The organism is Flavobacterium glycines (genome assembly GCF_900100165.1).
Classification (GTDB): Bacteria; Bacteroidota; Bacteroidia; order Flavobacteriales; family Flavobacteriaceae; genus Flavobacterium; species Flavobacterium glycines.
Genome location: NZ_FNEO01000011.1, coordinates 49155 through 75722, shown reverse-complemented (window position 1 = coordinate 75722; position 26568 = coordinate 49155). Strand labels below are relative to the sequence as shown.

Sequence of the window (26568 nt, the reverse complement as noted above, 5' to 3'; positions counted from 1 at the left end):
ACAATTTTATTTGTGGCGTTTTTTGTTTATTTTAAAATCTGAGCGGCGTGTTCTTTAGTTTTGACATTTTCAATGACTTCATCGATGATTCCGTTTTCGTCAATAACAAAGGTGGTGCGGTGAATACCATCGTATTCGCGTCCCATGAATTTCTTAGGTCCCCAAACACCAAAGGCATTAATCACTTCTTTCTCCTCATCGGCTAACAAAGGAAAAGGAAATTCGTATTTATCCTTAAATTTGGCTTGCGCTTTTGCCGAATCGGCACTTACACCCAATAAAGCATAATTATTAGCCTGAAAACGCTCAAAATTATCTCTTAAATCAGATGCTTCGGCTGTACAACCTGGCGTGCTGGCTTTTGGATAAAAGAAAACGACTAATTTTTTGCCTTTATAATCTTCTAATTGGTGCGGTTTTCCGTCTTGGTCTACTCCAAAAAAATCGGGAGCTTTATCGCCTTTTTTTAATGTTATCATTTTTTTTCTAGTTGCTGAGTTAGTGAGTTGCTAAGATACTAAGTTTTGTAAAAAATGACATTCAAATTCATTTCAAAACTAAATAATAGTATTTTTACATTCGAAAAAATCTTTAAACCTTAGACTCTTAGTAACTCTGCAACTTAATAAAAATGACCAAACAAGAACGGGTAACATTTGTTATAAATACGTTAAAAGAATTCTATCCTAGTATACCAATTCCGTTAGACCATAAAGATCCTTATACACTGTTGATTGCTGTTTTACTTTCGGCACAATGCACGGATGTACGTGTAAACCAAATTACACCTTTGCTTTTTGCCAAAGCCGACAATCCTTATGATATGATAAAAATGTCGGTAGAAGAAATTAAGGAAATTATTCGTCCTTGCGGCTTATCACCTATGAAATCGAAAGGAATCTACGGTTTATCTGAAATTTTGATAGAGAAATATAATGGCGAAGTCCCACAGAGTTTTGAAGCCTTAGAAGCCTTACCGGCCGTAGGGCACAAAACAGCCAGTGTAGTAATGTCACAGGCTTTTGGCGTTCCGGCTTTTCCGGTTGACACGCATATTCACCGATTGATGTATCGCTGGAATTTATCCAACGGAAAAAGTGTGGTTCAAACCGAAAAAGATGCTAAACGTTTATTTCCGGAAGAACTGTGGAACGATTTGCATTTACAAATTATTTGGTACGGTCGCGAATACTCTCCTGCACGTGGTTTAGACTTAGAAAAAGATATTATCACTAAAACCATTGGTCGAAAAACAAATCTGGACGGTTATAAAAAATAAATCTCACTAATTTTAACAACTAGTGAGATTTACTAAAACAGCTATTTCAAGCTTTATTAATTTGCAATAATTTCAAAACTATTATCCGCTAGTTTTATCATGTGAAGCGCTTTTGAGTAATTCAAAAGAAAAGCAATCACTTCTTTTTTAGGTTTCATCTGTGTAATAACTTGATTTTTTCCAGAGTAAATTTTTGCCATGCTGTACTTTTTAATGATTGGTAAGAATACAACGCAGCAACTATTTAAATATTGTTTAGTTTGTTAAAATAATTTGATGTTTATCAATTACTTTTCTCAAATTCATCAATGCATAACGCATTCTACCTAATGACGTATTAATACTTACTCCTGTCACTTCCGAAATTTCTTTAAAGCTCATGTCTTTATACATACGCATCACTAAAACTTCTTTTTGATCTTCAGGAAGTTCTTCTATTAATTTTTGTAAATCCATCTCAACCTGATCGGCTATCAATTGATTTTCGATGGTCAATGAATCATCGGTCATAACCGAAAAAACCGAAAACTCTTCTGTTTCACGGTAAAAAGGCATTTTCTTGTTCTTTCTAAAATAATCAATAACTAAATTATGTGCGATACGCATCACCCAAGGAAGAAACTTCCCTTCTTCATTATACGATTGTGATTTTAAGGTTTTAATTACTTTTATAAAGGTATCCTGAAAAATATCATCAGAAACATCTCTGTCGGATACTTTTGAATATATAAAACCATAAATTTTGGATTCGTGTCTTTTGATTAAAGTAGCTAAGGCGTCTTCATTACCTGCCACATAATCCTGTACCAATAAGGCGTCTGAAATTTGAATATTAGCTATCATAGTAATACTTTTTAGTATGAGTTTAATTGGGGTATTATTGTTCTAAAAAGTAGTTTTTTACTATAGGCGCTTTTATTTTTAGTATGAATTGATTTCCAAATTTAACAAATATTTGTCTTGCTTCGCAAATAAAAACCACAAAAATTATGCAAAAATTATGATTCACAAAAAAATAAGTCCCTTTTACTGACGACAAACATTCGAATTTTCACTATTATTTATGACTTAGTGAAGCTCTTTTCTCAACCATAATCAGTGATAAAATGTTTACTTTTGTACAAATTGCATTTTTTATATGAAAGTTGACTTTTCTAAAATAGATCCAAAGAAAAATATAATCATCAAAGGGGCTCAGGTTCACAATTTAAAAAACCTTGATGTTGTCATTCCCCGCAACAAATTAGTTGTAATCACAGGACTTTCCGGTTCTGGGAAATCCAGTTTAGCATTCGACACTTTGTATGCCGAAGGACAACGCCGTTATGTAGAAAGTTTGTCTTCTTATGCACGACAATTCCTTGGAAGATTAGACAAACCAAAAGTAGAATACATCAAAGGAATTGCTCCTGCCATTGCCATTGAACAAAAAGTAAACACCACCAATGCGCGCTCAACTGTAGGAACTTCTACAGAGATTTACGATTATATCAAATTATTATATGCCCGAATAGGAAGAACTTTTTCGCCAATTTCCGGTCGTGAAGTCAAAAAAAACACGGTTTCGGATGTCATCAATGATGTGAAAAATTTTGAAATTAACAGCAAATGGTTGCTTCTTGCTCCCATTCATCTGGAAGAAGGAAGACAACTGGAAGACAAACTAAAAGTTTTACTTCAACAAGGTTTTTCGAGAATATTAGTTGACAAAGAAACTGTTCGTTTGGATGAAATTGACCAACATTCATTAGACAACAAAGACATTACTTTAATCATTGACCGAATTGTAGTTAAAGAAGAAGAGGAATTCTACAATCGTCTTGCCGATGCCGTACAAACGGCTTTTTATGAAGGAAAAGGAATTTGCTATTTACAGGAACTAAATACAGATAAACGATTGGATTATTCCAATAATTTCGAATTGGACGGAATTACATTTTTAGAACCTAATGTACATTTATTCAGTTTCAACAATCCTTACGGAGCCTGCCCAAGTTGTGAAGGCTACGGTAACATCATTGGGATTGATGCCGAATTAGTTATTCCGAACACCAGTTTATCCATTTACGAAAATGCAATTTTCCCTTGGCGTGGTGAAAGCATGAGTTGGTATCGGGATCAATTAGTGAACAGTGCTTATAAATTTGATTTCCCTATTCACAAGCCGTATTTCCAACTTACCGAAGAACAAAAAGAATTAATCTGGACCGGAAACTCTTATTTTCAGGGCTTGAACGATTTCTTCGCAGAACTGGAAGAGAAAAATTATAAAATTCAAAATCGTGTAATGTTGTCACGTTACAGAGGAAAAACCAAATGCCAAAGCTGTAAAGGAAAACGATTACGTACTGAAGCTTCGTACATTAAAATAAATGGTAAAACGGTTTCGGATTTAGTGGATTTACCAATTAAACATTTGGTGGATTTCTTTAAAAATTTAGAATTAAACGAATACGAAAAGCAAATTGCTAAAAGATTATTGGTCGAAATCAATAACCGTCTATCTTTTCTAAGCAATGTTGGTTTAGATTACCTGACATTGAACCGAAATTCGGCCACACTTTCCGGAGGAGAATCACAAAGAATTAATTTAGCAACTTCACTGGGCAGCAGTTTGGTTGGATCTATGTATATTTTAGACGAACCCAGTATTGGTTTACATCCAAAAGACAGTGAACGTCTGATAAAAGTTTTGTTGTCCCTACGTGATTTGGGCAACACTGTTATAGTTGTCGAACATGACGAAGACATTATGAAAGCTGCCGATATGATTATCGACATTGGGCCTGAGGCGGGGACTTTTGGAGGTAATTTAGTGGCTCAGGGTAATTTTAATGAAATTTTAAAATCGACTTCGCTAACGGCAAAATATCTAAACGGAGATTTAGAAATAGCCGTTCCAAAAAAACGCCGTCCGTTTAAAAATCATATCGAAATAAAAGGCGCCAGAGAAAACAATCTTCAAAATATTGATGTTACTTTTCCATTAGATGTACTTTCAGTAATAACCGGAGTTTCAGGAAGTGGAAAAAGTACATTGGTAAAAAAAATCCTGTTCCCTGCCTTACAAAAAAAACTGGAGCATGCAGGAGAAAAAGCAGGACAATTTAGCGAAATCTCCGGTTCGTTTTCTCATATCAAACACATCGAATATGTCGATCAAAATCCGATAGGCAGAAGTTCACGTTCTAATCCTGTGACTTATATCAAAGCTTATGACGATATTAGAGAATTATTTGCCAAAGAAAAACTATCCAAATTAAGAGGTTATCAGGCTAAACATTTCTCTTTTAATGTTGACGGAGGACGTTGTGAAACCTGCAGCGGTGAAGGGACAATTAATGTAGAAATGGTATTTATGGCCGATGTACAATTGCCTTGTGAAACCTGCAATGGAAAGAGATTCAAAAAAGAAGTACTGGAAGTGGCTTTTGAAGGCAAAAACATCAACGATATTTTAACAATGACTATTGATGATGCGGTACAGTTTTTTGAAACGCACAAGCAAAATAAAATTACCCAAAAACTAAAACCGCTGCAAGATGTTGGGTTAGGTTATGTACAATTAGGACAATCTTCCTCTACGCTTTCCGGAGGAGAAGCGCAACGAATCAAACTGGCTTCTTTCCTGGTAAAAGGTGCTACAAAAGAAAAAGCCTTATTTGTATTTGACGAACCAACAACAGGTTTACATTTTCATGATATTAAAAAACTACTGGCTTCTTTTGATGCTTTAATCGAAAAAGGACATTCTTTATTAGTTATCGAACACAATCTCGATCTGATTAAATGTGCCGACTGGATTATCGATTTAGGCCCGGAAGGCGGTGAAAACGGAGGACAATTATTAGCTGTAGGAACTCCGGAAGAAATTGTAAAAAACAAAAAATCGATTACTGCTCAATATCTTAAAGAAAAGCTATAAAACAAAAAAAAACTCCGTCTCATTAAATAACAAGACGGAGTTTTTAATATTTTATAAATGGTTAATTATAGCATTCTTCTTCAAAAACGGCACCATCTTCATCAATCGCTATGATGATTTTCTTTTCTCTTTTAGATTTATAAGATTTATAAATCCAAGGAATTGACCACAAACCAAACGTAGCACAAGAGATCCAAAAATTTAAATTATGATTTACCTTCGTTGGTTTTTTTGACAAAACCACAAAAGGCAGTTTGTTATTTATCTCTTCAACCACAAAACCCTTCTTAATTTTTTTAGCCAGAACTTGAGATAACAATTGTGAATTCTCATTTAATATAAGTGTATTGTTTTTCATAATTTGGGAAAAATAAAATAAGACCTTACTTAACAAAATAAAACCTCCCACAAATTTAATACCACAAATTAGGATGTTCAATACCCACTTTTAGTGATTAACATTTATAAATAAAAACAGAAAAAACAGCTTATCTCTTTAGATATTTTTGAATTAAACCATCAAGAACTTCATTAATCTGAAGCGAAATTGCAAACTTATAGTTCAAATACAAATAAGCAATACTGACCAAAACGGATTTAAGACCTATAGCCACAATGCCATTTACAGGAAAATCCCAAAAGAAAAAAACCAAGAATAAAACAAAAGTAAGTCCAAAAGAATACAACGTTTGCTTTGTAAAAGGATAAAGATGCAATCTTCTTTGAACAAAAATCAATTTGGCTAAACTGTATAAAGTAACAGATAATAATATAGCAATTGCCGAACCTAAGATACCATAAAGAGGTATAAAAATCATATTCAAACCTATGGTCATCAAAACTACCACAACACCTAAAATCAATACCGCTCTGTAATATTTGGTATTAAAAATAATAGCGGTATTATTCCCTAAAATCAAATCAATATACTTCGATAAACCTGTCAAAAAAACAACCATTACTCCTCCGCTGTACTCTTCCGGTATCATCTCATACAATTTATTAATATTAACAAAAATGCACAGCATGACATAACCACCCACTATTTGCAAATTGATGGAAGTCTTTTTATAAAAATCGTCTAATTCCTCATGTTTTTCCTCATGCATTAATTTAGCTGTAATCGGATAAGTAATTTGGTACATCGCCTTACTTGGAACCGAAATCACTAAAGCAATATAAGTAGCAACCGAATAATACGCAATATTCTCAATTTTAATGTATTGATTCAACATCAGTTTATCAATATCTAATAGCAAAGTTGCCACTCCTCCTGATAAAATGATATAAAAAGTATACACTGAAATTTCTTTAACATTATGAGGAATCGCAAGTTGGAAATGAGGCTTTTTCAAATAAAAAGCATAAAACATTGTTCCCAAACAAGCTAAAAAATAAGTAATTGCTGTGATATAAATAAACTGAAGCGGACTAATACATTTGTAATATACTCCAACTAAAGCAATCAATGAAAACAATCGCAAACCTACTTCTTTAATGAAATTCCCAAACACCGAATGCATATGAACTCTTGCCCAAGCATAAAATATTTCGAAATAAGCCATACAAATCCCTATGAATGGTATAAACCATAAAAAGTCTTTTACGATAGGATTTACCTGGGATAAATAATCCGATATATCGCCATAAAAAAACAAAAACAGTAACAGTAAAGGAATCGAAAGAACCAATGGAAACAATACCGCAAATGATAAAAACTCCGCTTCTTCTTTATCATTCCTGCATTGTGAAAAGAATTTCACTAAAGTATTTTGCACCCCAAAAGCCAATAAGGGCATAATAATAGCCGCTGCAGAAAGGATATATGTTGTTAAAGCATAATAGGTACTTCCTAAAAAATAGGGATAAAAATAGATAGTATTAATACCTCCTATTGCAAAACCAATATAAGTTACAATAGTATTTTTTAAAGACTGATTTAATACAAGCCCCATTTATAAGTATGAAGTTAGAAGTTAGAAGTTAGAAGTTGTACCAATTGCTCAGTCAAATTTCTCCTTGAATATTTTTGTAAACCTACTCCGTGAGATTGTAATTTTCCCTCAAGAAACTGAGTATAATATCCCAGAATTATCTTTTTGAGTTTTTCTTTTTCAGAATAATCAAAAAACACTCCTGTATTTGTTCCTGTTATTATTTCGGCAAAATCAGAACCTTTTGGTCCAAGAGCAATAATTGGTCGGTTAGAAACCATGTATTCGAACAATTTACCCGGAATGATACTCTTGGTTTCTTCTGAATCAATTTCGATAAGCAATAAAACCTGAGATTTTCTTTGGTGAGCTATCGCTTCCTCATGAGCAACATATCCCAAATTATTCAAATAATCATTTAAGCCAAAAGCAGCAATACTATCCAAAACTTCCTGACTTACCGCTCCTATCAATTTGATTTCCAAATGCGTTTTAAATTCAGGGATTTCGGCAATTAATTCTACTAAAGACTCCCAAAGAATTTTAGGATTTCTGGCCGAAAGAAAAGAACCAATATGCGCCAAAGAAAATTTAGTGTCTAACGGTTGTTTATCCACTTTTTCCACGTCATAACCGTTTGTTATAACAGCAATAGGTTTTGTAGTCAGTGCTTCAAACTCCTTTTTAGTTGTTTTACTGGTAACTATAATAGTATCGGCAGTATTCAAAACTTCCGATTCTAAATCCTTGTGCTTTTGGGCAGCATAATTCGATAATCGCAACGATTTATGATAACCAATAGTTGTCCAGGGATCTCTGAAATCGGCAAACCATTTCAGATGCAACTTCTTTTTTAAGTCCAATCCAATAAGATGCAAACTATGAGGAGGACCCGAAGTTACAATAGTATCAATATTATTTTCAGCGATATACTTTTCTAAATAAGCAACCGAAGGTTTTACCCAAAAAAAACGGGCATCCGGAATAAATAAATTGCCCCGAATCCAAAGAAAAAGTTTATCTAAAAAGGATTGTTTCTTTTGATTTGGGATAATCCCAGAGTTCATCTTTTTGGTTTTATTCTTGGACAAAAAAGAAGCCAATTGATAAGGTTCGAATATTTTTTGTTTCAGAATAATCGCTTTATCCGAAACTTCACTGATCAAATTCTCATCAACAATAGGATAAGTTGGATTTTCAGGAACATACACAATAGGCTGAACACCAAAATCCGGTAAATATTTCACAAATTTCAACCAGCGTTGTACCCCCGGCCCACCTGCAGGCGGCCAGTAATAAGTGATTACAAGTACTTTTTTTGGTTCCAAAGCTTTAAGGAATTAAGTTTAATTTACTAATTCAAATCAAAAATCGTTAACCAACAATCTTTGATCCTTTTTTTCTTTCATAATAAACTCCTCCTATTAACAACAGTAGCATTCCAACTCCGCTAATAAGCGTGATGGTACTTCCTGTTTTAATTACTTCGGGTTCAAATTTAAATTCTACAGTATGAACACCTTTTGGCAACATCATTCCTCTCAAAACATAGTCAACAGGAAAATGTTCGGCTTTAACTCCGTCTACATAAGCATTCCAACCGTGCGGATAATAAATTTCAGAAAAAACAGCCAAACCTTCGTTTTTGCTATCTGAAATATACTTAATATAATTAGGCTTGTAAACTCTTAACTGAATCGTTCCGGTAGTATCTAAATTACGTTTGATACGTGCATTTTTAAATTTGTCTCCGTTCAGTTGCATATTAAATACAGCAACTTTCTTGGTATTAATACGATCCAAAGCTTTCATTTCATCATTGGCATTGTTTACCAATTTGACTTCGTTAACAAACCAGGCATTTCCATTCGCATCAGGATTTGAAGTTGGAAATTCTTTACCTTCTTTATCGGTTTGAATCACATATTTCACATTCAACATATTCAAGATTTCCAAGTTGTTTTTGGCAATTTGGTAATCAAATAATTGTTGCATTCTACGTGGTTTTGCAGCATGATAACCTCCAATTGATTTATGAAAATAAGAGGCTCTTGCACTCGAGAAATTTCCGTTGATTTCAAACACACGATAATGCGATGTATCTCTTAAAATCTGAGCATCAGAAGGGGTTTCCTGAAAAGGCACTTCCACTTCTCTACTGCTTACAAAATCTTTATCTGAAACATACTTTCTATCCACAAAAAACAAATCGGAAACCATAAACAAACCAATCAAAATGATGGCTGTTTTTTGTGCTATTCTGTCTTTGATTACCATCCATAAAATTCCGGCTGTCAAAACAATAAAGAATCCTGAACGCAACAAATCGGCACTGTACATGGTTTTTCGGTCACTCTTAATTGCATCCACAAAACCGGGACCATAACTTTGAGCCATATAACTATCACCGGCACCCGAAAAGCTAAACATCCCTTTGCTTAAAAACAAAATAACAATAGTACCTAAACCAATAGCCGCCGACTGCCATAATCCTTCCCATTGTTTTGCTTTATCGGCTTTACAAAAAGACTGCAAGCCCATAACTGCTAAAACAGGAAAACATAATTCCAATACCACCTGGATGGATGAAACCGCTCTAAACTTATTGTACATAGGTACATAATCAATAAAAAAATCGGTTACAATTGGGAGATTTTTACCCCAGGAAAGTACTAAAGCCACAGCTGCTCCTGAAGCAAAAGCATATTTTATTTTTCTTTCATCTACAATCAATCCCAGAATTGCCAAAAAGAAAACCACAATCCCAATATAGGCCGGAGCAGCCACAATAGGCTGGTCTCCCCAGTAGGTTGGCATCCCTTGTTTAGCATATTCAACAGCCTGTGATTCTGTTATATATTGCCCTTCCCCTATTTGTTGTTGCTGTAGAAATTGAACAATTTGTGATTCTTTACCCAAACTCTCACTATTAGAACCTCCAAAAAGTCTTGGCGCAATCAAATTGAAACTCTCTGCAATACCATAACTATACTCGGTAATATAATCGCGAGTCATAGCACTCGTATCAGTACTACGGGTTCCATCCGGTTTATAAGTCAATTCGCTTTTTCCACGCGTACTAAAATTAGCATACTCAGCTGTAGCCATCAAATTAGTTGCATTGGCTCCAATAGCCAAAATCCCTGCAACAATCAAAACGCCAACTGAAGTCAAAAACGACTTATATTCTTTTTCTTTTATGAAATTAAACGTATAATAAGCCGAGAGAATCAATAACAAAATCAGCAAATAATAAGTCATCTGGAAGTGATTGGCATTGATTTCTAATGCCGTAGCAATCATCGTCAACAAACCACCTGCTATGTATCTCTTATTGTAAACCCAGATAAAACCGGCCACCACCAATGGCATATAAGCAATAGCATGCGCCTTAGCATTGTGTCCAACTCCTAAAATAATGATTAAATAAGTCGAAAAACCAAAAGCTACAGCTCCGAAAAAGGCCTTCAACGGATCGGTTTTTAGAACTAAAAGCAAGCCATAAAAACCTAAGAAATACAGAAATAAATAATCAGCAGGACGAGGTAAAAAACGTAAAAAATCGTCTACTGCTCCTACAAAATCATATGGATATTTAGCTCCTAACTGATATGTAGGCATTCCGCCAAAAGCTGAATTGGTCCAAAAAGGTTCGATATGTTCACTCGCCCGAAAATCGTTTTGTTCCTTCGCCATCCCCGTATATTGGGCAATATCCGATTGAAAAATTTGTTTTCCCTGAAGTACAGGATAGAAATAAATGAGAGAAACTAAAACAAAACCAAGAATGGCAATAGCGTGCGGATAGAACTTATTTATTATTTTCAATTTTCGGGGATTTTATAAAATTACGAATTAGTTTGCGGCAAATTTAATCTATTTCTTCGTAATCCACATAATCTCCCACTTTTTTGGTTTCGCGGGATTTTCTAGCATTATCAGTGTTATAAATACTAGTCTCTCCGTCAGCTGGTCTTTGCCAGTTATTATAATACTGACCTTGTTGCTGCTGTTGCATGTTCTCACTTGCCTTTTCCACTACTTTTTTGATTACTACCGGCAAAAACAATTTTGCCAAAAATCTAAAAATATAATAGAAAGATATAATGATAAATAATGTTCTAAAAAAACCTGTAAAAGACGCAAGTTGCATAATCAAATATTTTTTTAGCAAAATTAACAAATACTACATTCAAAATTGGATTATCATTCTTAAATAAATAATAAAATATAGTACTTTTGGAAAGCTTAATACTTTTAAAATCCCAAACATCATGTCGAAAATCAAAATTTTATTAGTTACAGCCATTTGTCTTTTAGCAAATTACAACTACGCTCAGCACACAGACGAAATTAATTCGAACAGACCCGGCGAGTCGATGTCGGCTTATGCTGTGGGAAAATCGGTAATTCAGGTAGAAACCGGTCTTTATGGCATCAATGAGAATCATCGCTTATTGGGTTACGACGCTAATGGATATGGATTAGACCTGGATTTACGTTATGGTTTTTTGATGGAAAAATTAGAAGTAATTGCTAACATCCAATATCAAAAAGAAGATTTTGTTTACGCTTTTAACCAATACTCAAAATCCGATTTAAAACAAACGGTATTAGGTGCTAAATACCTCATCTACGATCCTTACAAAAATTACGAAAAAAAAGTAAATGTTTATAGCTGGAAAGCCAATCACGCTTTCAATTGGCACCAATTAATCCCGGCCGTATCCGTTTATGCGGGCGCTAATTTCACGATGAAAAATAATCTGTATGCTTTTTCTGCTGATGCGATGATTTCGCCAAAGGTGATGTTAGTTACACAAAACCACTTAGGAGATGGTTCCTGGGTTTTTGTTACAAACATCATCGCCGATTATATCATGACCGATTACCCAAGCTATGGTTATATTATCACCTTAACCAAAGGAATCAGCAAAAAATGGTCTGGATTTATCGAAAATCAAGGCTACAAAAGTGGTTTTTACAGCGATGCCATTGTACGTGGCGGAGCTGCTTTTTTACTGGGCAAAAACATGCAGATAGATGCCTCAATAAGTCATAATATATTAAAAGACACTCCTTCTGTTTTCTACGGAGGAGTTGGATTTTCCTGGCGATACGACACTAATTACAAAGAAGTTCGTGTTGACCTGGATGACAGTCCATCAAAACCAAGATCAGTACGAAAAGCCGCCCGAAAAGACCAAAAAAGAAGAGACGCAATTGAATAAAGAAAAGTAAAGATAAAAACATGATTACAATACAAGAAGCCAAAACAAAAAAAGAACTAACCGAATACATTAAATTCCCTTTTACGCTATATAAAGACAACGAATTCTGGGTTCCACCATTGATTGCCGACGAACTGGAAGCTTTTGACAAAACTAAAAATCCGGCTTTTGAAAATGCAGAAGCCTATTTTTACATTGCTTACAAAGACGGAAAAATTGCCGGTAGAGTGACCGCTATCATCAATTGGGCGGAAGTAAACGACCAACAAAAAAGAAAAGTCCGTTTTGGTTGGTTTGACGTTATAAACGACATCGAAGTCACCAAAGCTTTATTAGAAAAAGTATATGAACTAGGCCGAAAAAACAACTTAGAATACGTTGAAGGTCCAATGGGATTTTCAAATCTGGACAAAGTTGGGGTACTTACCGAAGGTTTTGATCAATTAGGAACCATGATTACCTGGTACAATCATCCGTATTATGCTACACATTTTGAACAACTGGGTTATGTAGTTGAAAAAGAATATATCGAGAGTAAATTCCCTTTTTCAAATGTAAAACCGGAATTTTTCCAGAAAGCCAGTGAAGTGATTAAAAAAAGATACGAATTAACACCGCTTAACTTTACTTCCACCAAAGAAGTGATGCCTTATGCTGACAAAATGTTTGATTTATTCAACGAAAGTTACGCTAAACTTTCTTCGTTTGTAGCTATTTCAGAAACACAAAAAGCGTATTTCAAAAAGAAATACATTGGTTTTATCAATCCGGAATACATCAAATTTATCGAAGACAAAGACAAAAACATTATAGCCTTTGGTATTGTGATGCCTTCTTTTTCAAAAGCCCTTCAAAAAGCAAAAGGAAAACTCTTCCCTTTTGGAATTTTCCATTTGCTAAGCGCCAGAAAAAACAGCAAGGACATGATTTTTTATTTGATTGGAATCCATCCGGAATACCAAAACAAAGCCGTAACAGCAGTTATTTTCAACGAATATTACAATACTTTCAAAGAAAAAGGCGTGGAATATTGCTTCAGAACTCCTGAATTATCAGACAACCATGCTATTCATAACATATGGAAGCATTTTGATCCAAAAGTACACTGCCGCAGAAAAACATTCCGAAAAGACCTTTAGAAAAGTCTTCAGTGTTCAGTTATAAGTGTTCAGTTTAAGTATTTAGCTAATTTAAATCCATAAAAAAATCCATTCGTTGAATGGATTTTTTTTGTTTTATGATTTATACAGTGACTGAACACTAAAAACTGAACACTGGAAACTGATTTTTAAGCTTCCATATCAACTGTTGTTTTCTCAGCAATTGCTTTGTAAGTCCCATTAACTAATTTCTCACGGATTGCTTCAAAAGCAGTCAATGTTTCCTCGATATCAGCTAATGTATGAGAAGCCGTAGGAATCATTCTTAATAAAATAATTCCTTTTGGAATAACCGGATAAACCACGATTGACAAGAAAATACCATAATTCTCTCTCAAATCGTTCACCATAACCATCGCCTCAGGGATAGATCCTTCAAGGTATACCGGAGTAATACAAGTATTAGTATCCCCAATATTAAATCCTTTTTCTTTTAATCCGTTTTGCAACGCATTAACATTTTCCCAAAGTTTATCTTTAATTTCAGAAGACTGACGTAATAATTCCAAACGTTTCAATGAACCAATTGTCTGAATCATTGGCAATGCTTTAGCAAACATTTGTGAACGCAAGTTGTATTTCAAATAATCAATAACATCTTTATCAGCAGCTACGAAAGCTCCAATATTAGCCATTGATTTCGCAAAAGTCGAGAAATAAACATCAATTCCGTCCTGACAACCTTGCTCCTCACCTGCTCCTGCACCTGTTTTTCCAAGTGTACCAAAACCGTGCGCATCATCCACTAAAAGACGGAAATTGTATTTCTCTTTCAAAGCTACAATTTCTTTCAATTTACCTTGCTGACCGCGCATTCCAAAAACTCCTTCAGTGATGAATAAAATTCCTCCTCCGGTTTCTTTAGCCATTTTAGTAGCACGTTGCAGGTTTTTCTCCATGCTCTCTAAATCATTGTGTTTGTACGTAAAACGTTTCCCCATGTGCAAACGAACTCCGTCAATAATACAAGCATGAGAATCCACATCATAAACAATGATATCATTCTTAGTCACCAAAGCATCGATAATAGAAACCATTCCCTGGTATCCAAAATTCAACAAATAAGCTGATTCTTTCATCACAAAAGCAGCCAATTCATTTTCTAATTGCTCGTGGTAAGTAGTGTGCCCACTCATCATACGAGCTCCCATTGGGTAAGCAGCTCCAAACTGAATTGCAGCATCAGTATCGGCTTTACGAACTTCAGGGTGATTAGCTAAACCTAAATAATCATTCAAACTCCAGTTCAAAATATCTTTTCCACCAAACTTCATTCTGGGCCCTAACTCTCCTTCCAATTTTGGAAACACATAATATCCTTCTGCCTGTGAAGCCCATTTTCCTAATGGTCCTTTGTTGCTTTGAATCCTTTCGAATAAATCTTTTACCATAATATATCCAGTAATAATTTTAATTTTAAGAGTTTGCAAAAATAATTATTTAAATTTTATAAAGGTCTTCTAAGTAAAATTATTTTCAGGAGCCACTACACACCGATGCTATAATTAACATTTTCACCCGCTATCCGCTCTATCTCTTGTGCCTCGTTAAAGAAACGAGCCACAAGAGGATGCCGCTGCTATCGGGGCTAGAAAACAACGTTTGGCTTCTAAAATTAATTTTGTAAGAAAAAATAAATATATTTGAAAAGAAATAAAGCGAAACAAGTTGTAGGCAATTTTACCAGACAAGACTATCAAAGAAAAACCAATGAATTATATATATAGACTATTACTTACATTCAATGCAACATCATTGATATTGGTAATCTTTTTGATAAAAGAAGAAACTACATTAAATAGTTTACACGAAAAACTAAATAGCTTACCTAATTATGTTTCTTATCTAATATACTTTTTCGTTCCAATTGTCCTTACTTATATTAGTTTATACATTTCAAAGTTTCTAGGAAATTCAAATATTTCCAAAGGGTCAATTATTGAAGTAGAAAATGCTAACAATGCATTTTTGCCAAGTTATTTAGGTTATTTTTTTGTTGCTCTAAGTGTTAATAACTCTGAAACGTTAATTTTTGTATTCGCAATTCTTTTTGTGTTTACATTTTTATCACAAACGTTATATTTCAATCCCCTATTCTTAATATTTGGCTACCACTTTTACAATATATCAACAAATAATAAAGCGAAATTATTTGTGATTACTAAAAATGAAATTAACAAAGTTGATGACATTGAATTTACACAATTGAAACGTATAAATAATTTCACTTTCATTGACAAAATCAAATAATTATGAATTATCTAATAGCAAAAAAGAAAAGGACAAACAATACCTATTATTTAGTTTTATCACAAGAAGATAGAGTTTACGAACTTCCCAATGACCTATTAAATATCAAAGCTTATGACACAAATTATAAGCTAGAAGATGACGAATGGTTTGGAATACAGAATTTCAGCAATACAGATTATTGTATTCAACTATTAACACAAGATTTCAATAGTGCTGAATATCAACAAATTGGAAACAATCAATATAATGCTGTTAAGTTTTTTTGCACTTATCAAGATGATGATGATTACTGTTTTCAAAAATTTGTTTATAGTAATATAATTTCAAGTAAATGGATTTCATTAAGCGGAGAACCAGAGATTAAAGTAAATGAACCAATTTTGATTTTGAAAACAATTCCTGATGCTATTTACAGAAAGTCGACTGACACATTATATTTTAAAAATTTGAGCGATATAAAATCTATTTTTCCAGAAGTAATAGAATTATACAAAGAAGCGACAGATGAAGAAACAGAAAACTTTTTAAATAGTGAATTTATAAATTTAAACGATGGTTTTGATAAGACTAAAGTGAATACAGCAAATAGGAAGAGAATTTCTATGGCTATTGAAACATTAGCTAATCTTGAGGAAGAGCATAAGGTACAAATACATAATTATATTAAGGATTACTGCCCCGAATTAGAATTTTCTGATGAACACAATACATTTAGCATTGGAACTGAAGAACATTTAAAAAATTTAATTTTTGGTATTGAACAACGCTTCTATACAACAATTGTCGGAAATGAAAGAAGGTTAGCAAACTCTATATCAAAACTCCAAAATTAAAACTGCCTACAACAGGCGTTTGGACGAGATTGGGGTTTTAGTGGAATTACCGTAATCAAGAACGTTTACGTAAAGCAGAAAATACTCTTCTCCGATTTCCCCAACCTCGCCAAGCGCCAGAACGTTATAAGCAAGCGCTCACAACTATCATTCTAACAAAAAAGATCATAATGACAACTACAGAAATAGGCTTACTATCTGCTTGTATAGGTGGCAGCGCAGGGATTTTTTCCCAAATAATTGCCAATTTGTTAAGAGATAAAACAGACAAAAAGAAATTAGTAATAGATTGTCTTTCTGAAGAGAGAAAACTAGCTCATATATTATTCATTTACGCGAGGCGTTTAGAAAAAGCTATAATCACTACAGAATACTGTTATCAGTTATCCAACATTGAAGTAAGCGAAAAAGAAAGAGAAAAGCAATCTGAAAGGTATCACAATGAGCTAAAATATTGTGGAGATATTTCCAATGACTACAATTCGTTGCTTGGTGATTATTGCAAAAATGTGTATAAATTATTGATGTATACACGTGAATCTAAAAAAGTCGAAAATATTTTGTCAAAAATTATGAGCCAACCTTTTGATGATGCTAATAACATTTTTGAAAAATATGAGAAATATCCTGAACTATATGAATTTTACAGTCAAAGCATCTTAAGTGTAGAAGCAAAACTGGAACCGTACAAGAAACTATTTAATGATATTTATAAAGAGATTCAACATTTGGCGGAAGATTAAGAATAATTCAAAGAACAAATCTAAAGGATAGCATGGAATTGCATTCCTTGCCCACAAAAGTAAGCCACAATCTAAACAAAAATTATCACTTGAAAAATTTATTATTTGTTTGTAGTAGAAATAAATGGAGAAGTTTAACTGCTGAAACTATTTACAAAAACAGTTCTGAGTTTTTTGTCAAGTCGGCAGGAACTGAAAACTCAGCACGTGTAAAAATCAACTCAAAACTAATTAATTGGGCGGATTTTATTTTTGTTATGGAGAAACTCCATAAAGAAAAATTACTGTTAAATTTTCCAACAGAAACCAAAAAAAGAAAAATTATTGTTTTGGAAATTCAGGATAACTATAAATTCATGGACAAAGAATTAATTGAAGAAATAAAAACATCCGTTTCATCCTATTTACAACTTAAATAGTAGTGAAGTCCCTTTCAAAAATCTTCGTGAACCTTTGCGTATCCTTTGCGTATCTTTGTGAAACAACAACTTTTCACACACTAAAAAATGAACAACCACAAAGTCTACAAAATGTCATTTGCTTCAGTCTATCCGCATTACATTACTAAAGCGGAGAAAAAATCACGCAGCAAACAGGAAGTAGATGAAATTATATTTTGGCTCACAGGATACAACGAACAAAGCTTACAACAAATACTCGACAACAAAATTGATTTTGAAACTTTCTTTACGCAGGCACCACAAATCAATCCCAATGTTTCTAAAATCACAGGTGTAATTTGCGGTTATCGCGTGGAAGAAATTGAAGACAAACTGATGCAACAAATTCGCTATTTAGACAAATTAATTGACGAATTAGCAAAAGGAAAATCAATGGAGAAAATTTTGAGGAAATAAAACCATCCTTTCCTATTACAAAACCTAGTATTAACAAAACTTTAAAGACAAGACAGAACATTTTCACGCTTTAGAATTAGTATCTTTAGCTCACAAATGAAATTGTTATGTCACAAAATAATAAAGAACTCAAACTTGCAGTCCTTATAGATGCCGATAATGTTCCGTACAGCAATGTAAAAGGAATGATGGAAGAGATTACCAAATTTGGTACTCCCACCACCAAACGCATTTATGCCGATTGGACTAAACCCAATGCGAATGGCTGGAAAGCGGTTTTACTGGAACACGCCATTACTCCTATTCAACAATACAGCTACACCACAGGTAAAAATTCTTCGGATTCTGCCCTGATTATCGATGCGATGGATTTATTGTATTCGGGGAAATTAGACGGTTTTTGTATTGTTTCGAGCGATTCTGATTTTACACGTTTAGCCATTCGTCTGAGAGAATCAGGCATGAAAGTTATTGGAATTGGAGAACAAAAAACGCCCAAACCTTTTATCAGCGCCTGCGACCGCTTTATTTTCCTAGAAGTTTTAGACGGAGCCATTAAGAAAAAAGCACCCAAAATGACGATTGACACTAAAAAACCAACTGAAAAAACAGTTATTAAAGCACCGGAAAAACCTACGCAAAAACCTCTGAACAAAATTGACGAACCTACCATAGAACTCATAGAATCCACCATTGAAGACCTGGCAGATGATGCGGGCTGGGCATTTCTGGGCGATGTAGGAAACCTGATTGTCAAGAAAAAACCCGAATTCGATCCTCGAAATTATGGTTTTTCAAAATTAACGCCAATGCTCAAATCCCTTACCGACATTCTCGAAATCGACGAAAGAGATTCAGACAAAAAAGGAATTAAGCATGTTTATGTTCGACTATTATTCAGCTAAAAAATTAAACAAACGGTAAATTTTCCTCCAGTTATTTGATTATTCCTATTTGTAGCTAACCCAAATTTTTTATCATGAGAAAAGAATTTTTTATCATTGGTACAGGACTTTTCATCCTTAGTCTTGCTGCTCATTTTTTATTCAAAACCAGCTTATTAATTGCCATTTCTATTTTCATCCTATTAATAATTGGAATTTTTAACAGTTTGCAACACAAACATTCCATTCTGAGAAATTTTCCTGTTTTAGGTTATTTCAGATACATGTTTGAAGAAATAGCTCCTGAAATCCAACAGTATTTTATTGAGAGAACCACTGACGGCAAACCTTTTTCCAGAAACGAACGCTCACTTGCTTATCAACGCGCTAAAAACATTAGCTCCACAACTCCCTTTGGAACACAATTAGATATTAACACTTCGTCTTACGAAGGACTAAAACATTCTATTTTCCCTGCACATGTAAATGAGGAACTACCTCGTGTCACCATAGGAAGCCCTGATTGCACACAACCTTACTCGGCTTCCTTATTGAATATCTCAGCTATGAGTTTTGGTGCCTTAAGCGAAAATGCCATTATGGCGCTCAACAAAGGAGCTAAAAAAGGAAATTTTTACCACAACACCGGCGAGGGCGGTTTAACCGATTACCATTTACAGGGTGGCGATATTTGTTGGCAAATTGGTACAGGCTATTTTGGCTGCCGCAATGAAGAAGGCAATTTTGACGCTGAAAAATTCAAAGAAAAGGCCCATCTCTCTTCGGTAAAAATGATTGAAATTAAACTTTCGCAAGGAGCAAAACCGGGACATGGAGGCGTTTTACCCGCTGCAAAAAACACAGAAGAAATTGCAAGGATACGAGGCGTAAAACCACACACCACCATTCTCTCTCCTCCTTGCCACACAGCTTTTAACGATCCAAAAGGCTTAGTGCAATTTATAGGACATTTGCGTGAATTATCGAACGGAAAACCTGTCGGATTCAAATTATGCATTGGTCAAACTGTCGAATTTGAAGCTATTTGTCAGGAAATGATTGATCAAAACTGCTTCGCTGATTTCATTACCGTCGATGGTGCAGAAGGCGGTACAGGCGCTGCGCCACTAGAATTTTCCGATGGCGTAGGAATGCCTTTGGAACCAGCTTTAATTTTTGTAAATAAAACTTTAATTCGATTAAACATCAGAGACAAAATTAGAATTATTTGTAGCGGAAAAATCATATCAGGGCATGCTATCCTAAAAGCTATTGCCCTGGGTGCCGACTTATGCAATAGTGCCCGTGGTTTTATGTTCTCTTTAGGATGTATCCAAGCCTTGCGTTGTAATACTAATAATTGTCCGGTAGGAGTTGCCACACAGGATAAAATGCTCATCAAAGGCTTATCGGTTACAGATAAATTTGAAAGAGTATATCATTTCCACAAAAACACACTGTATGCTGCCAACGAATTACTGGCTGCGGCCGGAAAAACTTCTTATGAAGATGTAGATGTTTCTATATTCATGCGTGGGGATGAATTCACTCATCTTTCTGATTTATATTTTCCGGACAATTTATCGAATGTAACCAAGCATTAAAAGAAAAGGAGGGCGATAAGCCCTCCTTATTTGGTTTTGATTTACTATTCTCAACTTATAATTAACTAAATGCTGCTGATGATTGTTGTGTTTTCATTTTTCTACCCAAATTAACATACACAAGTAATGAATCAAAACCACATAGTAAAATTACAACTATTATTTTAATTAACCACATAAAAATCAAATAATTTCAAACCGTAAACAACTAAAAACCAATACATTAACCCTAATCAAACATATTCGCAAAGAATTTCTTTTTTTACATTTTTTTTAGCAATATTTTTCAAAAAGACCTTCAAAAAAATACGAAATTCTTCACTTTTTACAAAAACCAACTCTTTGATTTTGTACTCAAAAAAAAAGGGGCTATTAAAGCCCCCTGTGTATGTTTTGATTCATCATTACCAACTTATACATATACCAGTATAGTTAACTATTGAACTCCAAGCTCATCTAACGATTAAACTGTTCAAATGAACAATCAAAACCACATAATAAAGGTACAAAAAAATACACACAATCAAATTAAAAACAACACTTTTAACTGACTATTAACCTATTACAAAATTATTATTAAAATTAACCTTCAGAACTTAATAGGATTTAAAACTTATTAAACAGAGAAATTCTTTGACCAAATACTTTACTAACTCAGTCTCATCAAGTGTTAAGTACAGCTCAAAAAATGATTACATTTGCACAAAATCACCAACAAAAAGACTATGCAACTTGTATTCGCTTCGAACAATAAAAACAAAATCAAAGAAATTCAACAATTACTTCCCGATTCCATTGAAATTCTAAGTTTAGAATCTATAGGCTGCCACGAAGAAATTCCTGAAACAGCAGAAACTATTGAAGGAAACGCCATTTTAAAAGCCAACTATGTTACTGAAAAATACGGTTACAATTGTTTTGCCGATGATACCGGATTAGAAATTGAAGCGCTTAATGGAGAACCCGGAGTTTATTCTGCCCGATATGCCGGTGAACAAAAAGACGCCAATGACAATATGGAAAAAGTTTTAAACGCATTAGGTGATTCCAATAATCGAACAGCACAATTCAAAACTGTAATTGCCCTTAACATTAATGGAGAACAACAATTATTTACCGGAATTGCCAAGGGCGAAATCACTATTGAAAAATCAGGCAACAAGGGATTTGGCTACGACCCAATCTTCAGACCTGAAGGTTATCAGGAAACCTTTGCCGATTTAGAGTTGGCTATTAAAAACAAAATCAGTCACAGAGGAAAAGCAACCCAGATGTTAATTTCTTATTTGAGTGAAGTAAAATAATTGTTCAAAATCTAACTTTTTCATTTATTTTTATTATAAAAACACACTGCAATAGCTGTAAAAAATCGAAAAATCAAAACTTGTTTTTTAGTTTAAAAACATAACTTTCTGATAATCAAAATAATTAAATTCATTAAAACTTAAAAATGCATTAGTTTATATCGATTATTAGCAGTAATTTTGCACCCTATTTTAAAAATACATATGAACAAATTTGAACAATTAGGATTGAGTGAATCGTTACTGAAGGCGATTAAAGATCTAGGATTTGAAAATCCGTCGGAAGTACAGGAGAAAGCGATTCCCCTATTATTGGAAAAAGATACAGATTTAGTTGCGTTGGCTCAAACGGGGACAGGGAAAACGGCAGCTTTTGGTTTTCCAGTTATCCAAAAAATTGATGCTGACAACAGAAATACACAGGCGTTAATTTTATCTCCAACGCGCGAGCTTTGCTTACAGATAGCCAACGAACTTAAAAACTACTCAAAATACGAAAGAGGTATCAATGTAGTAGCAGTTTACGGAGGAGCTAGTATTACAGAACAAGCAAGAGAAATTAAAAGAGGAGCACAAATTATTGTAGCTACTCCAGGAAGAATGCAGGACATGATTAACAGAGGATTAGTAAACATCACTCAAATTAATTACTGCATTCTTGACGAAGCAGACGAAATGTTGAACATGGGATTCTATGATGATATTGTAAACATCCTTTCAACTACCCCAGACGAGAAAAACACTTGGTTGTTTTCTGCAACTATGCCGGCAGAGGTTGCCAGAATTGGAAAACAATTCATGAGCAATCCTCAGGAAATTACTGTTGGAACTAAAAACTCAGGTTCAGCAACGGTTTCTCACGAATTTTATTTAGTAAATGCACGTGACCGTTACGAAGCATTGAAACGTTTAGCCGATGCTAACCCGGATATTTTCTCAGTAGTTTTCTGTCGTACAAAAAGAGATACTCAGGCTATTGCCGAAAAATTAATCGAAGACGGTTACAACGCTGCAGCTTTACACGGAGATTTATCTCAGGCACAACGTGACGGGGTAATGAAATCTTTCAGAGGAAGACAAATCCAAATGCTTGTTGCTACTGACGTTGCTGCTCGTGGAATTGACGTTGACAACGTAACTCACGTAGTAAACTACCAATTACCTGACGAAATCGAAACTTACAACCACCGTTCAGGACGTACAGGTCGTGCCGGTAAATTAGGTACTTCGATTGTAATTGTTACTAAAAGTGAATTGCGCAAAATTTCTTCTATCGAAAGAATCATTAAACAAAAATTTGAAGAAAAAACAATTCCTTCCGGAATCGAAATCTGCGAAATTCAATTATTGCATTTAGCTAACAAAATTAAAGATACTGAGGTTGATCACGAAATTGACAACTACTTACCAGCTATCAATGATGTACTTGAAGGTTTATCTAAAGAAGAACTAATCAAGAAAATGGTTTCAGTTGAATTTAACCGTTTCATCAACTACTACAAGAAAAACAGAGACATTTCGGTTTCAGGTTCTGACAAACGTGAACGCGGTAGTGAGCGCGCACCAAGAGAAAACAACAATGGTGGTGCTACCAGATATTTTGTAAATATTGGTGCCAGAGATAACTTTGACTGGATGACACTGAAAGATTATCTAAAAGAAACTTTAGACTTAGGTCGTGATGATGTTTTCAAAGTAGATGTAAAAGAAGGATTCTCTTTCTTTAATACCGATGCAGAACACACTGACAAAGTTATGGACATATTAAACAATGTTCAGTTAGAAGGTCGCCGTATTAATGTTGAGATTTCTAAAAACGACGGAGGCGGAAGACGTGACCACAACGGAAGAAATTCCGGTGGAAAACGCGAAGGCGGTCGCCGCGAAGGAAACTTTGCTCCTAGAAGAGAAGGTGGTTTTAGAGGCGAGAGAAATTCAGCTCCAAGAGAAGGTGGTTTCAGAAACGAAAGAGGTTCCTCAAGAAGAGAAGGTTCTTCAGACAGAGCTCCAAGACGTTCTGAAAGTTTCGGAGATACTTCTAGACCAAGAAGATCAAGAAGAGACTAACATCCTATTGTTAATTTTCTTATAATAATAATTATAAACTACAAAATATTTAAAGCCGTTTTATTACTTTTAAAGTTTTAATTCAGTTTATGAAATATTTTGTAGTTTTCTTTTTTTTATTGCTGGCCGCACCCACTTTTGCACAAGCAGTAACTACTTCCCAAAAAGTAACAGGTTACGTTTATAACGACAACACCAAAAGTCCTTTAATGGGTGTTAATATTATCAATATCAACAAGGTAAGAGGTTCCATAACCGACACAAACGGATATTTCGAAATTGACGTTCAACCAACTGACACTTTACATTTAACACTTTTAGGCTTTCAATCGTTAAGAGTAAAAGTAACTAATGACTGGATAAAAAATAAGGTCGCTAAAATTTTCTTAACTGAAAAAGCAATTGCATTAGAAGAAGTTGTCATCAGACCTTTTAATTTAACAGGCTATTTAGAAGTAGATTCTAAAACCATTCCCGTAAATCAAAACTACCGTTACAATATTTCAGGACTAAATTCAGGCTACGAAGCTGGGGAATATTCACCAGGTGCTTTCGGAAAAGTATTAGGTTCTATCTTTAATCCCGCCGATATGTTGTATAATTTCTTTGGTAAAAAGTCAACAGAACTTAAAAAGCTTAAAGAAATGAAAAAAGACGATACCGTAAGAACACTTTTAGAATCTAAATTTGACCGCGAAACACTAGCAGTATTACTCGGTATCGACAAAAAAGAAATTCCTGAAATTTTACAAAGATGTAATTATTCTGAAGCTTTTATTCAAACAGCGAATGACTTACAAATCATGGATGCTATTAGTGGATGCTACGAACAATACAAAGTACTGAAGAAGAAATAATTTAAGTGTTCAGTATTCAGTTTTTAGTAATCAGCAAATATAAAACTGAACACTAAAAACTGAATATTGAGCACTCTATTACTTAACAGGAATATTTGCTAAAATTTCAATCAAAAACTTCCAGAACTTTTGAGAAGAAGAAATACTGGCTCTTTCATCAGGAGAATGCGCCCCGTGGATAGTTGGCCCGAAAGAAATCATATCCATATCAGGATAATTTGTACCAAGAATTCCACATTCTAAACCGGCATGACAGGCTACTACTTTGGGTTTTTCTCCATTTAATTTTTCATAAATCGGAATCAAAGTAGCTAAAATATTCGATTCCGGATTAGGTGTCCAGCCCGGATAAGATCCTGAAATTTCAACCTCACATCCCATCAATTCGAAAGCCGAACGCAAATCGTTAGCCAAATCAAACTTAGCCGATTCTACCGAAGAACGCGTCAAACATTGCACAGACAACTTTCCTTTTCCAACAGTAACTTTTGCAATATTATTAGAAGTTTCTACTAAATTATCAAAATCAGCACTCATTCTATGCACACCATTAGCTGCTGTTGCCATTGAACGCACAAAATAATATTGCGCCATAGGAGGCATTACTTTAGCAGGTGCTTTTTTCAATTTTTCGAAAACAATTTCCAAATTCGGTTCAGTGGTTTTTAACTCTGTTTTGATTTCGTTTACAATTTGCTGCATATCAAAAACAAAAGCCTCATCATAAACCGAAGCGATAATCACCTTGGCAACACTTTCACGAGGAATAGCATTGCGCAAACTTCCTCCGTGTATTTCCGAAATTTGCAAACCAAAATTATCAAAACCATCAAACAACAAGCGGTTCATTATTTTATTGGCATTCCCTAATCCTTTATGAATATCCATCCCTGAATGCCCACCTTTCAGGCCTTTTACAGTAATGGAATAACCTACCGAATGTTCCGGTGTTTCCTCTTCGTCATATTCGGCTTCGGCAGTTACATCAACACCTCCTGCGCAACCAATATCGATTTCATCATCTTCTTCGGTATCCAAATTCAACAAAATTTGCCCTTGCAACAAACCTCCTTGCAGATTCATAGCTCCGGTCATTCCGGTTTCTTCATCAATTGTAAATAAAGCCTCGATAGCAGGATGCGCAATTGTGGTACTTTCTAAAATGGCCATAATAGCTGCAACACCTAAACCATTGTCAGCTCCCAGAGTCGTTCCTTTTGCCCGAACCCAATCACCATCAACATACATTTCGATTCCCTGAGTTTCAAAATCAAAAACCGTATCGGCATTTTTTTGATGTACCATATCCAAATGTCCTTGCAAAACAATTGGTTTTCGGTTTTCCATTCCAGCTGTAGCAGGCTTGCGAATAATTACATTTTGAACTTCGTCCTCAGTGACTTCCAAACCGAGATTTTCACCAAAATCTTTGATAAAAGCAACTACACGTTCCTCTTTTTTTGACGGACGTGGCACTGCATTCAATTTGGCAAAATTATTCCACAATGCCTTAGGTTCTAAATTTAGTATTTCCTGACTCATATCTTATTTTTGCGATTTTTAAAGACTCAAAGTTACAAAGATTAAAAGCCTTTTCTAATATTAAACTAAATATTGTAATTATATTTACAATATAA

24 protein-coding genes are annotated in these 26568 nt (G+C 34.4%); 14 read left to right on the top strand and 10 right to left on the bottom strand.

The window, feature by feature from the left end; translation table 11 throughout:
- Positions 1-26: 26 nt before the first annotated feature.
- Positions 27-479, bottom strand: a complete 453-nt coding sequence (bcp, locus tag BLR17_RS16190) for a thioredoxin-dependent thiol peroxidase (protein ID WP_066325190.1) — start codon at positions 477-479, stop codon at positions 27-29.
- 152 nt (positions 480-631) lie between these two features.
- Between bcp and BLR17_RS16185 the strand changes: the two genes are divergently transcribed.
- Positions 632-1279, top strand: a complete 648-nt coding sequence (locus tag BLR17_RS16185; protein ID WP_066325192.1) for an endonuclease III domain-containing protein — start codon at positions 632-634, stop codon at positions 1277-1279.
- Between the two features lie 56 nt (positions 1280-1335).
- On the opposite strand, the gene BLR17_RS16530 is transcribed toward BLR17_RS16185, so the two are convergent.
- A complete protein-coding gene (locus BLR17_RS16530; RefSeq protein WP_169817141.1) occupies positions 1336-1479 on the bottom strand; it encodes a hypothetical protein in 144 nt (47 codons plus the stop codon).
- 55 nt (positions 1480-1534) lie between these two features.
- Positions 1535-2122, bottom strand: coding sequence for an RNA polymerase sigma factor (locus BLR17_RS16180; RefSeq protein WP_371859336.1), 588 nt, complete (start codon positions 2120-2122; stop codon positions 1535-1537).
- 295 nt (positions 2123-2417) lie between these two features.
- Here BLR17_RS16180 and uvrA point away from each other — a divergent pair, with 295 nt between their 5' ends.
- Entirely contained in the window at positions 2418-5204 is a 2787-nt protein-coding gene (gene uvrA, locus BLR17_RS16175) for an excinuclease ABC subunit UvrA (RefSeq protein WP_066325194.1), read from the top strand.
- A 61-nt stretch (positions 5205-5265) separates the two neighbouring features.
- Here the strand turns inward: uvrA and BLR17_RS16170 are convergent, their stop codons facing one another.
- The 5 genes from BLR17_RS16170 to BLR17_RS16150 all read right to left on the bottom strand — a co-directional run bounded on the left by BLR17_RS16170 (position 5266) and on the right by BLR17_RS16150 (position 11291).
- Positions 5266-5562 (bottom strand): hypothetical protein, encoded by a 297-nt coding sequence (locus tag BLR17_RS16170; protein ID WP_066325201.1) that lies wholly within the window; start codon positions 5560-5562, stop codon positions 5266-5268.
- 130 nt (positions 5563-5692) lie between these two features.
- Positions 5693-7159 (bottom strand): lipopolysaccharide biosynthesis protein, encoded by a 1467-nt coding sequence (locus BLR17_RS16165; RefSeq protein ID WP_066325203.1) that lies wholly within the window; start codon positions 7157-7159, stop codon positions 5693-5695.
- 14 nt (positions 7160-7173) lie between these two features.
- The gene (locus BLR17_RS16160) at positions 7174-8466 is read right to left on the bottom strand and encodes a glycosyltransferase family 4 protein (RefSeq protein ID WP_066325204.1); all 1293 of its coding nucleotides are present in this window, start codon (positions 8464-8466) and stop codon (positions 7174-7176) included.
- 46 nt (positions 8467-8512) lie between these two features.
- Entirely contained in the window at positions 8513-10966 is a 2454-nt protein-coding gene (locus BLR17_RS16155; RefSeq protein ID WP_066325206.1) for a YfhO family protein, read from the bottom strand.
- 43 nt (positions 10967-11009) lie between these two features.
- Positions 11010-11291 carry a DUF4834 family protein gene (locus BLR17_RS16150; protein WP_066325208.1) on the bottom strand — a complete coding sequence of 94 codons (282 nt, stop codon included), beginning with the start codon at positions 11289-11291 and terminating at the stop codon, positions 11010-11012.
- A gap of 121 nt (positions 11292-11412) precedes the next feature.
- On the opposite strand from BLR17_RS16150, the gene BLR17_RS16145 reads away from it, so the two are divergent.
- Positions 11413-12369 carry a transporter gene (locus BLR17_RS16145; RefSeq protein WP_066325211.1) on the top strand — a complete coding sequence of 319 codons (957 nt, stop codon included), beginning with the start codon at positions 11413-11415 and terminating at the stop codon, positions 12367-12369.
- A 20-nt stretch (positions 12370-12389) separates the two neighbouring features.
- Complete coding sequence (locus BLR17_RS16140; RefSeq protein WP_066325213.1) at positions 12390-13508, top strand: GTP cyclohydrolase; 1119 nt, start codon at positions 12390-12392, stop codon at positions 13506-13508.
- A 149-nt stretch (positions 13509-13657) separates the two neighbouring features.
- Here BLR17_RS16140 and BLR17_RS16135 read toward each other — a convergent pair whose 3' ends face one another.
- Positions 13658-14920: a cysteate-C-fatty acyltransferase gene (locus BLR17_RS16135; protein WP_066325216.1), complete on the bottom strand. Its 1263-nt coding sequence runs from the start codon at positions 14918-14920 to the stop codon at positions 13658-13660.
- Between the two features lie 319 nt (positions 14921-15239).
- Between BLR17_RS16135 and BLR17_RS16130 the strand changes: the two genes are divergently transcribed.
- The 10 genes from BLR17_RS16130 (at position 15240) to BLR17_RS16085 (ending at position 24931) form a co-directional block, all read left to right on the top strand.
- Positions 15240-15779 carry a hypothetical protein gene (locus BLR17_RS16130; protein ID WP_066325219.1) on the top strand — a complete coding sequence of 180 codons (540 nt, stop codon included), beginning with the start codon at positions 15240-15242 and terminating at the stop codon, positions 15777-15779.
- A gap of 2 nt (positions 15780-15781) precedes the next feature.
- Positions 15782-16615 (top strand): hypothetical protein, encoded by an 834-nt coding sequence (locus BLR17_RS16125; RefSeq protein ID WP_066325222.1) that lies wholly within the window; start codon positions 15782-15784, stop codon positions 16613-16615.
- A 170-nt stretch (positions 16616-16785) separates the two neighbouring features.
- On the top strand, positions 16786-17358 hold the full coding sequence (locus tag BLR17_RS16120) for a hypothetical protein (RefSeq protein WP_066325224.1): 573 nt from the start codon (positions 16786-16788) through the stop codon (positions 17356-17358).
- 89 nt (positions 17359-17447) lie between these two features.
- Positions 17448-17777 carry a low molecular weight protein tyrosine phosphatase family protein gene (locus BLR17_RS16115; protein ID WP_066325353.1) on the top strand — a complete coding sequence of 110 codons (330 nt, stop codon included), beginning with the start codon at positions 17448-17450 and terminating at the stop codon, positions 17775-17777.
- A gap of 87 nt (positions 17778-17864) precedes the next feature.
- On the top strand, positions 17865-18215 hold the full coding sequence (locus tag BLR17_RS16110) for a DUF2200 domain-containing protein (RefSeq protein ID WP_066325226.1): 351 nt from the start codon (positions 17865-17867) through the stop codon (positions 18213-18215).
- A 107-nt stretch (positions 18216-18322) separates the two neighbouring features.
- Complete coding sequence (locus tag BLR17_RS16105) at positions 18323-19120, top strand: NYN domain-containing protein (protein ID WP_066325228.1); 798 nt, start codon at positions 18323-18325, stop codon at positions 19118-19120.
- A gap of 74 nt (positions 19121-19194) precedes the next feature.
- Positions 19195-20703: an FMN-binding glutamate synthase family protein gene (locus tag BLR17_RS16100; protein ID WP_066325230.1), complete on the top strand. Its 1509-nt coding sequence runs from the start codon at positions 19195-19197 to the stop codon at positions 20701-20703.
- Positions 20704-21428: 725 nt separating this feature from the next.
- Positions 21429-22007: a non-canonical purine NTP diphosphatase gene (locus BLR17_RS16095; protein WP_066325233.1), complete on the top strand. Its 579-nt coding sequence runs from the start codon at positions 21429-21431 to the stop codon at positions 22005-22007.
- 204 nt (positions 22008-22211) lie between these two features.
- Positions 22212-24074: a DEAD/DEAH box helicase gene (locus BLR17_RS16090; protein ID WP_066325235.1), complete on the top strand. Its 1863-nt coding sequence runs from the start codon at positions 22212-22214 to the stop codon at positions 24072-24074.
- A gap of 89 nt (positions 24075-24163) precedes the next feature.
- Positions 24164-24931 carry a carboxypeptidase-like regulatory domain-containing protein gene (locus tag BLR17_RS16085; protein WP_066325238.1) on the top strand — a complete coding sequence of 256 codons (768 nt, stop codon included), beginning with the start codon at positions 24164-24166 and terminating at the stop codon, positions 24929-24931.
- A gap of 78 nt (positions 24932-25009) precedes the next feature.
- Here BLR17_RS16085 and BLR17_RS16080 read toward each other — a convergent pair whose 3' ends face one another.
- On the bottom strand, positions 25010-26473 hold the full coding sequence (locus BLR17_RS16080; RefSeq protein WP_066325242.1) for an aminoacyl-histidine dipeptidase: 1464 nt from the start codon (positions 26471-26473) through the stop codon (positions 25010-25012).
- Between the last annotated feature and the right edge of the window lie 95 nt (positions 26474-26568).

Coding starts and splice junctions, on each gene's coding strand:
- bcp (WP_066325190.1), bottom strand. CDS start 479: ATGATAACATTAAAAAAAGGCGATAAAGCTCCCGATTTTTTTGGAGTA.
- BLR17_RS16185 (WP_066325192.1), top strand. CDS start 632: ATGACCAAACAAGAACGGGTAACATTTGTTATAAATACGTTAAAAGAA.
- BLR17_RS16530 (WP_169817141.1), bottom strand. CDS start 1,479: ATGGCAAAAATTTACTCTGGAAAAAATCAAGTTATTACACAGATGAAA.
- BLR17_RS16180 (WP_371859336.1), bottom strand. CDS start 2,122: ATGATAGCTAATATTCAAATTTCAGACGCCTTATTGGTACAGGATTAT.
- uvrA (WP_066325194.1), top strand. CDS start 2,418: ATGAAAGTTGACTTTTCTAAAATAGATCCAAAGAAAAATATAATCATC.
- BLR17_RS16170 (WP_066325201.1), bottom strand. CDS start 5,562: ATGAAAAACAATACACTTATATTAAATGAGAATTCACAATTGTTATCT.
- BLR17_RS16165 (WP_066325203.1), bottom strand. CDS start 7,159: ATGGGGCTTGTATTAAATCAGTCTTTAAAAAATACTATTGTAACTTAT.
- BLR17_RS16150 (WP_066325208.1), bottom strand. CDS start 11,291: ATGCAACTTGCGTCTTTTACAGGTTTTTTTAGAACATTATTTATCATT.
- BLR17_RS16145 (WP_066325211.1), top strand. CDS start 11,413: ATGTCGAAAATCAAAATTTTATTAGTTACAGCCATTTGTCTTTTAGCA.
- BLR17_RS16140 (WP_066325213.1), top strand. CDS start 12,390: ATGATTACAATACAAGAAGCCAAAACAAAAAAAGAACTAACCGAATAC.
- BLR17_RS16135 (WP_066325216.1), bottom strand. CDS start 14,920: ATGGTAAAAGATTTATTCGAAAGGATTCAAAGCAACAAAGGACCATTA.
- BLR17_RS16130 (WP_066325219.1), top strand. CDS start 15,240: ATGAATTATATATATAGACTATTACTTACATTCAATGCAACATCATTG.
- BLR17_RS16125 (WP_066325222.1), top strand. CDS start 15,782: ATGAATTATCTAATAGCAAAAAAGAAAAGGACAAACAATACCTATTAT.
- BLR17_RS16120 (WP_066325224.1), top strand. CDS start 16,786: ATGACAACTACAGAAATAGGCTTACTATCTGCTTGTATAGGTGGCAGC.
- BLR17_RS16110 (WP_066325226.1), top strand. CDS start 17,865: ATGAACAACCACAAAGTCTACAAAATGTCATTTGCTTCAGTCTATCCG.
- BLR17_RS16105 (WP_066325228.1), top strand. CDS start 18,323: ATGTCACAAAATAATAAAGAACTCAAACTTGCAGTCCTTATAGATGCC.
- BLR17_RS16100 (WP_066325230.1), top strand. CDS start 19,195: ATGAGAAAAGAATTTTTTATCATTGGTACAGGACTTTTCATCCTTAGT.
- BLR17_RS16095 (WP_066325233.1), top strand. CDS start 21,429: ATGCAACTTGTATTCGCTTCGAACAATAAAAACAAAATCAAAGAAATT.
- BLR17_RS16090 (WP_066325235.1), top strand. CDS start 22,212: ATGAACAAATTTGAACAATTAGGATTGAGTGAATCGTTACTGAAGGCG.
- BLR17_RS16085 (WP_066325238.1), top strand. CDS start 24,164: ATGAAATATTTTGTAGTTTTCTTTTTTTTATTGCTGGCCGCACCCACT.
- BLR17_RS16080 (WP_066325242.1), bottom strand. CDS start 26,473: ATGAGTCAGGAAATACTAAATTTAGAACCTAAGGCATTGTGGAATAAT.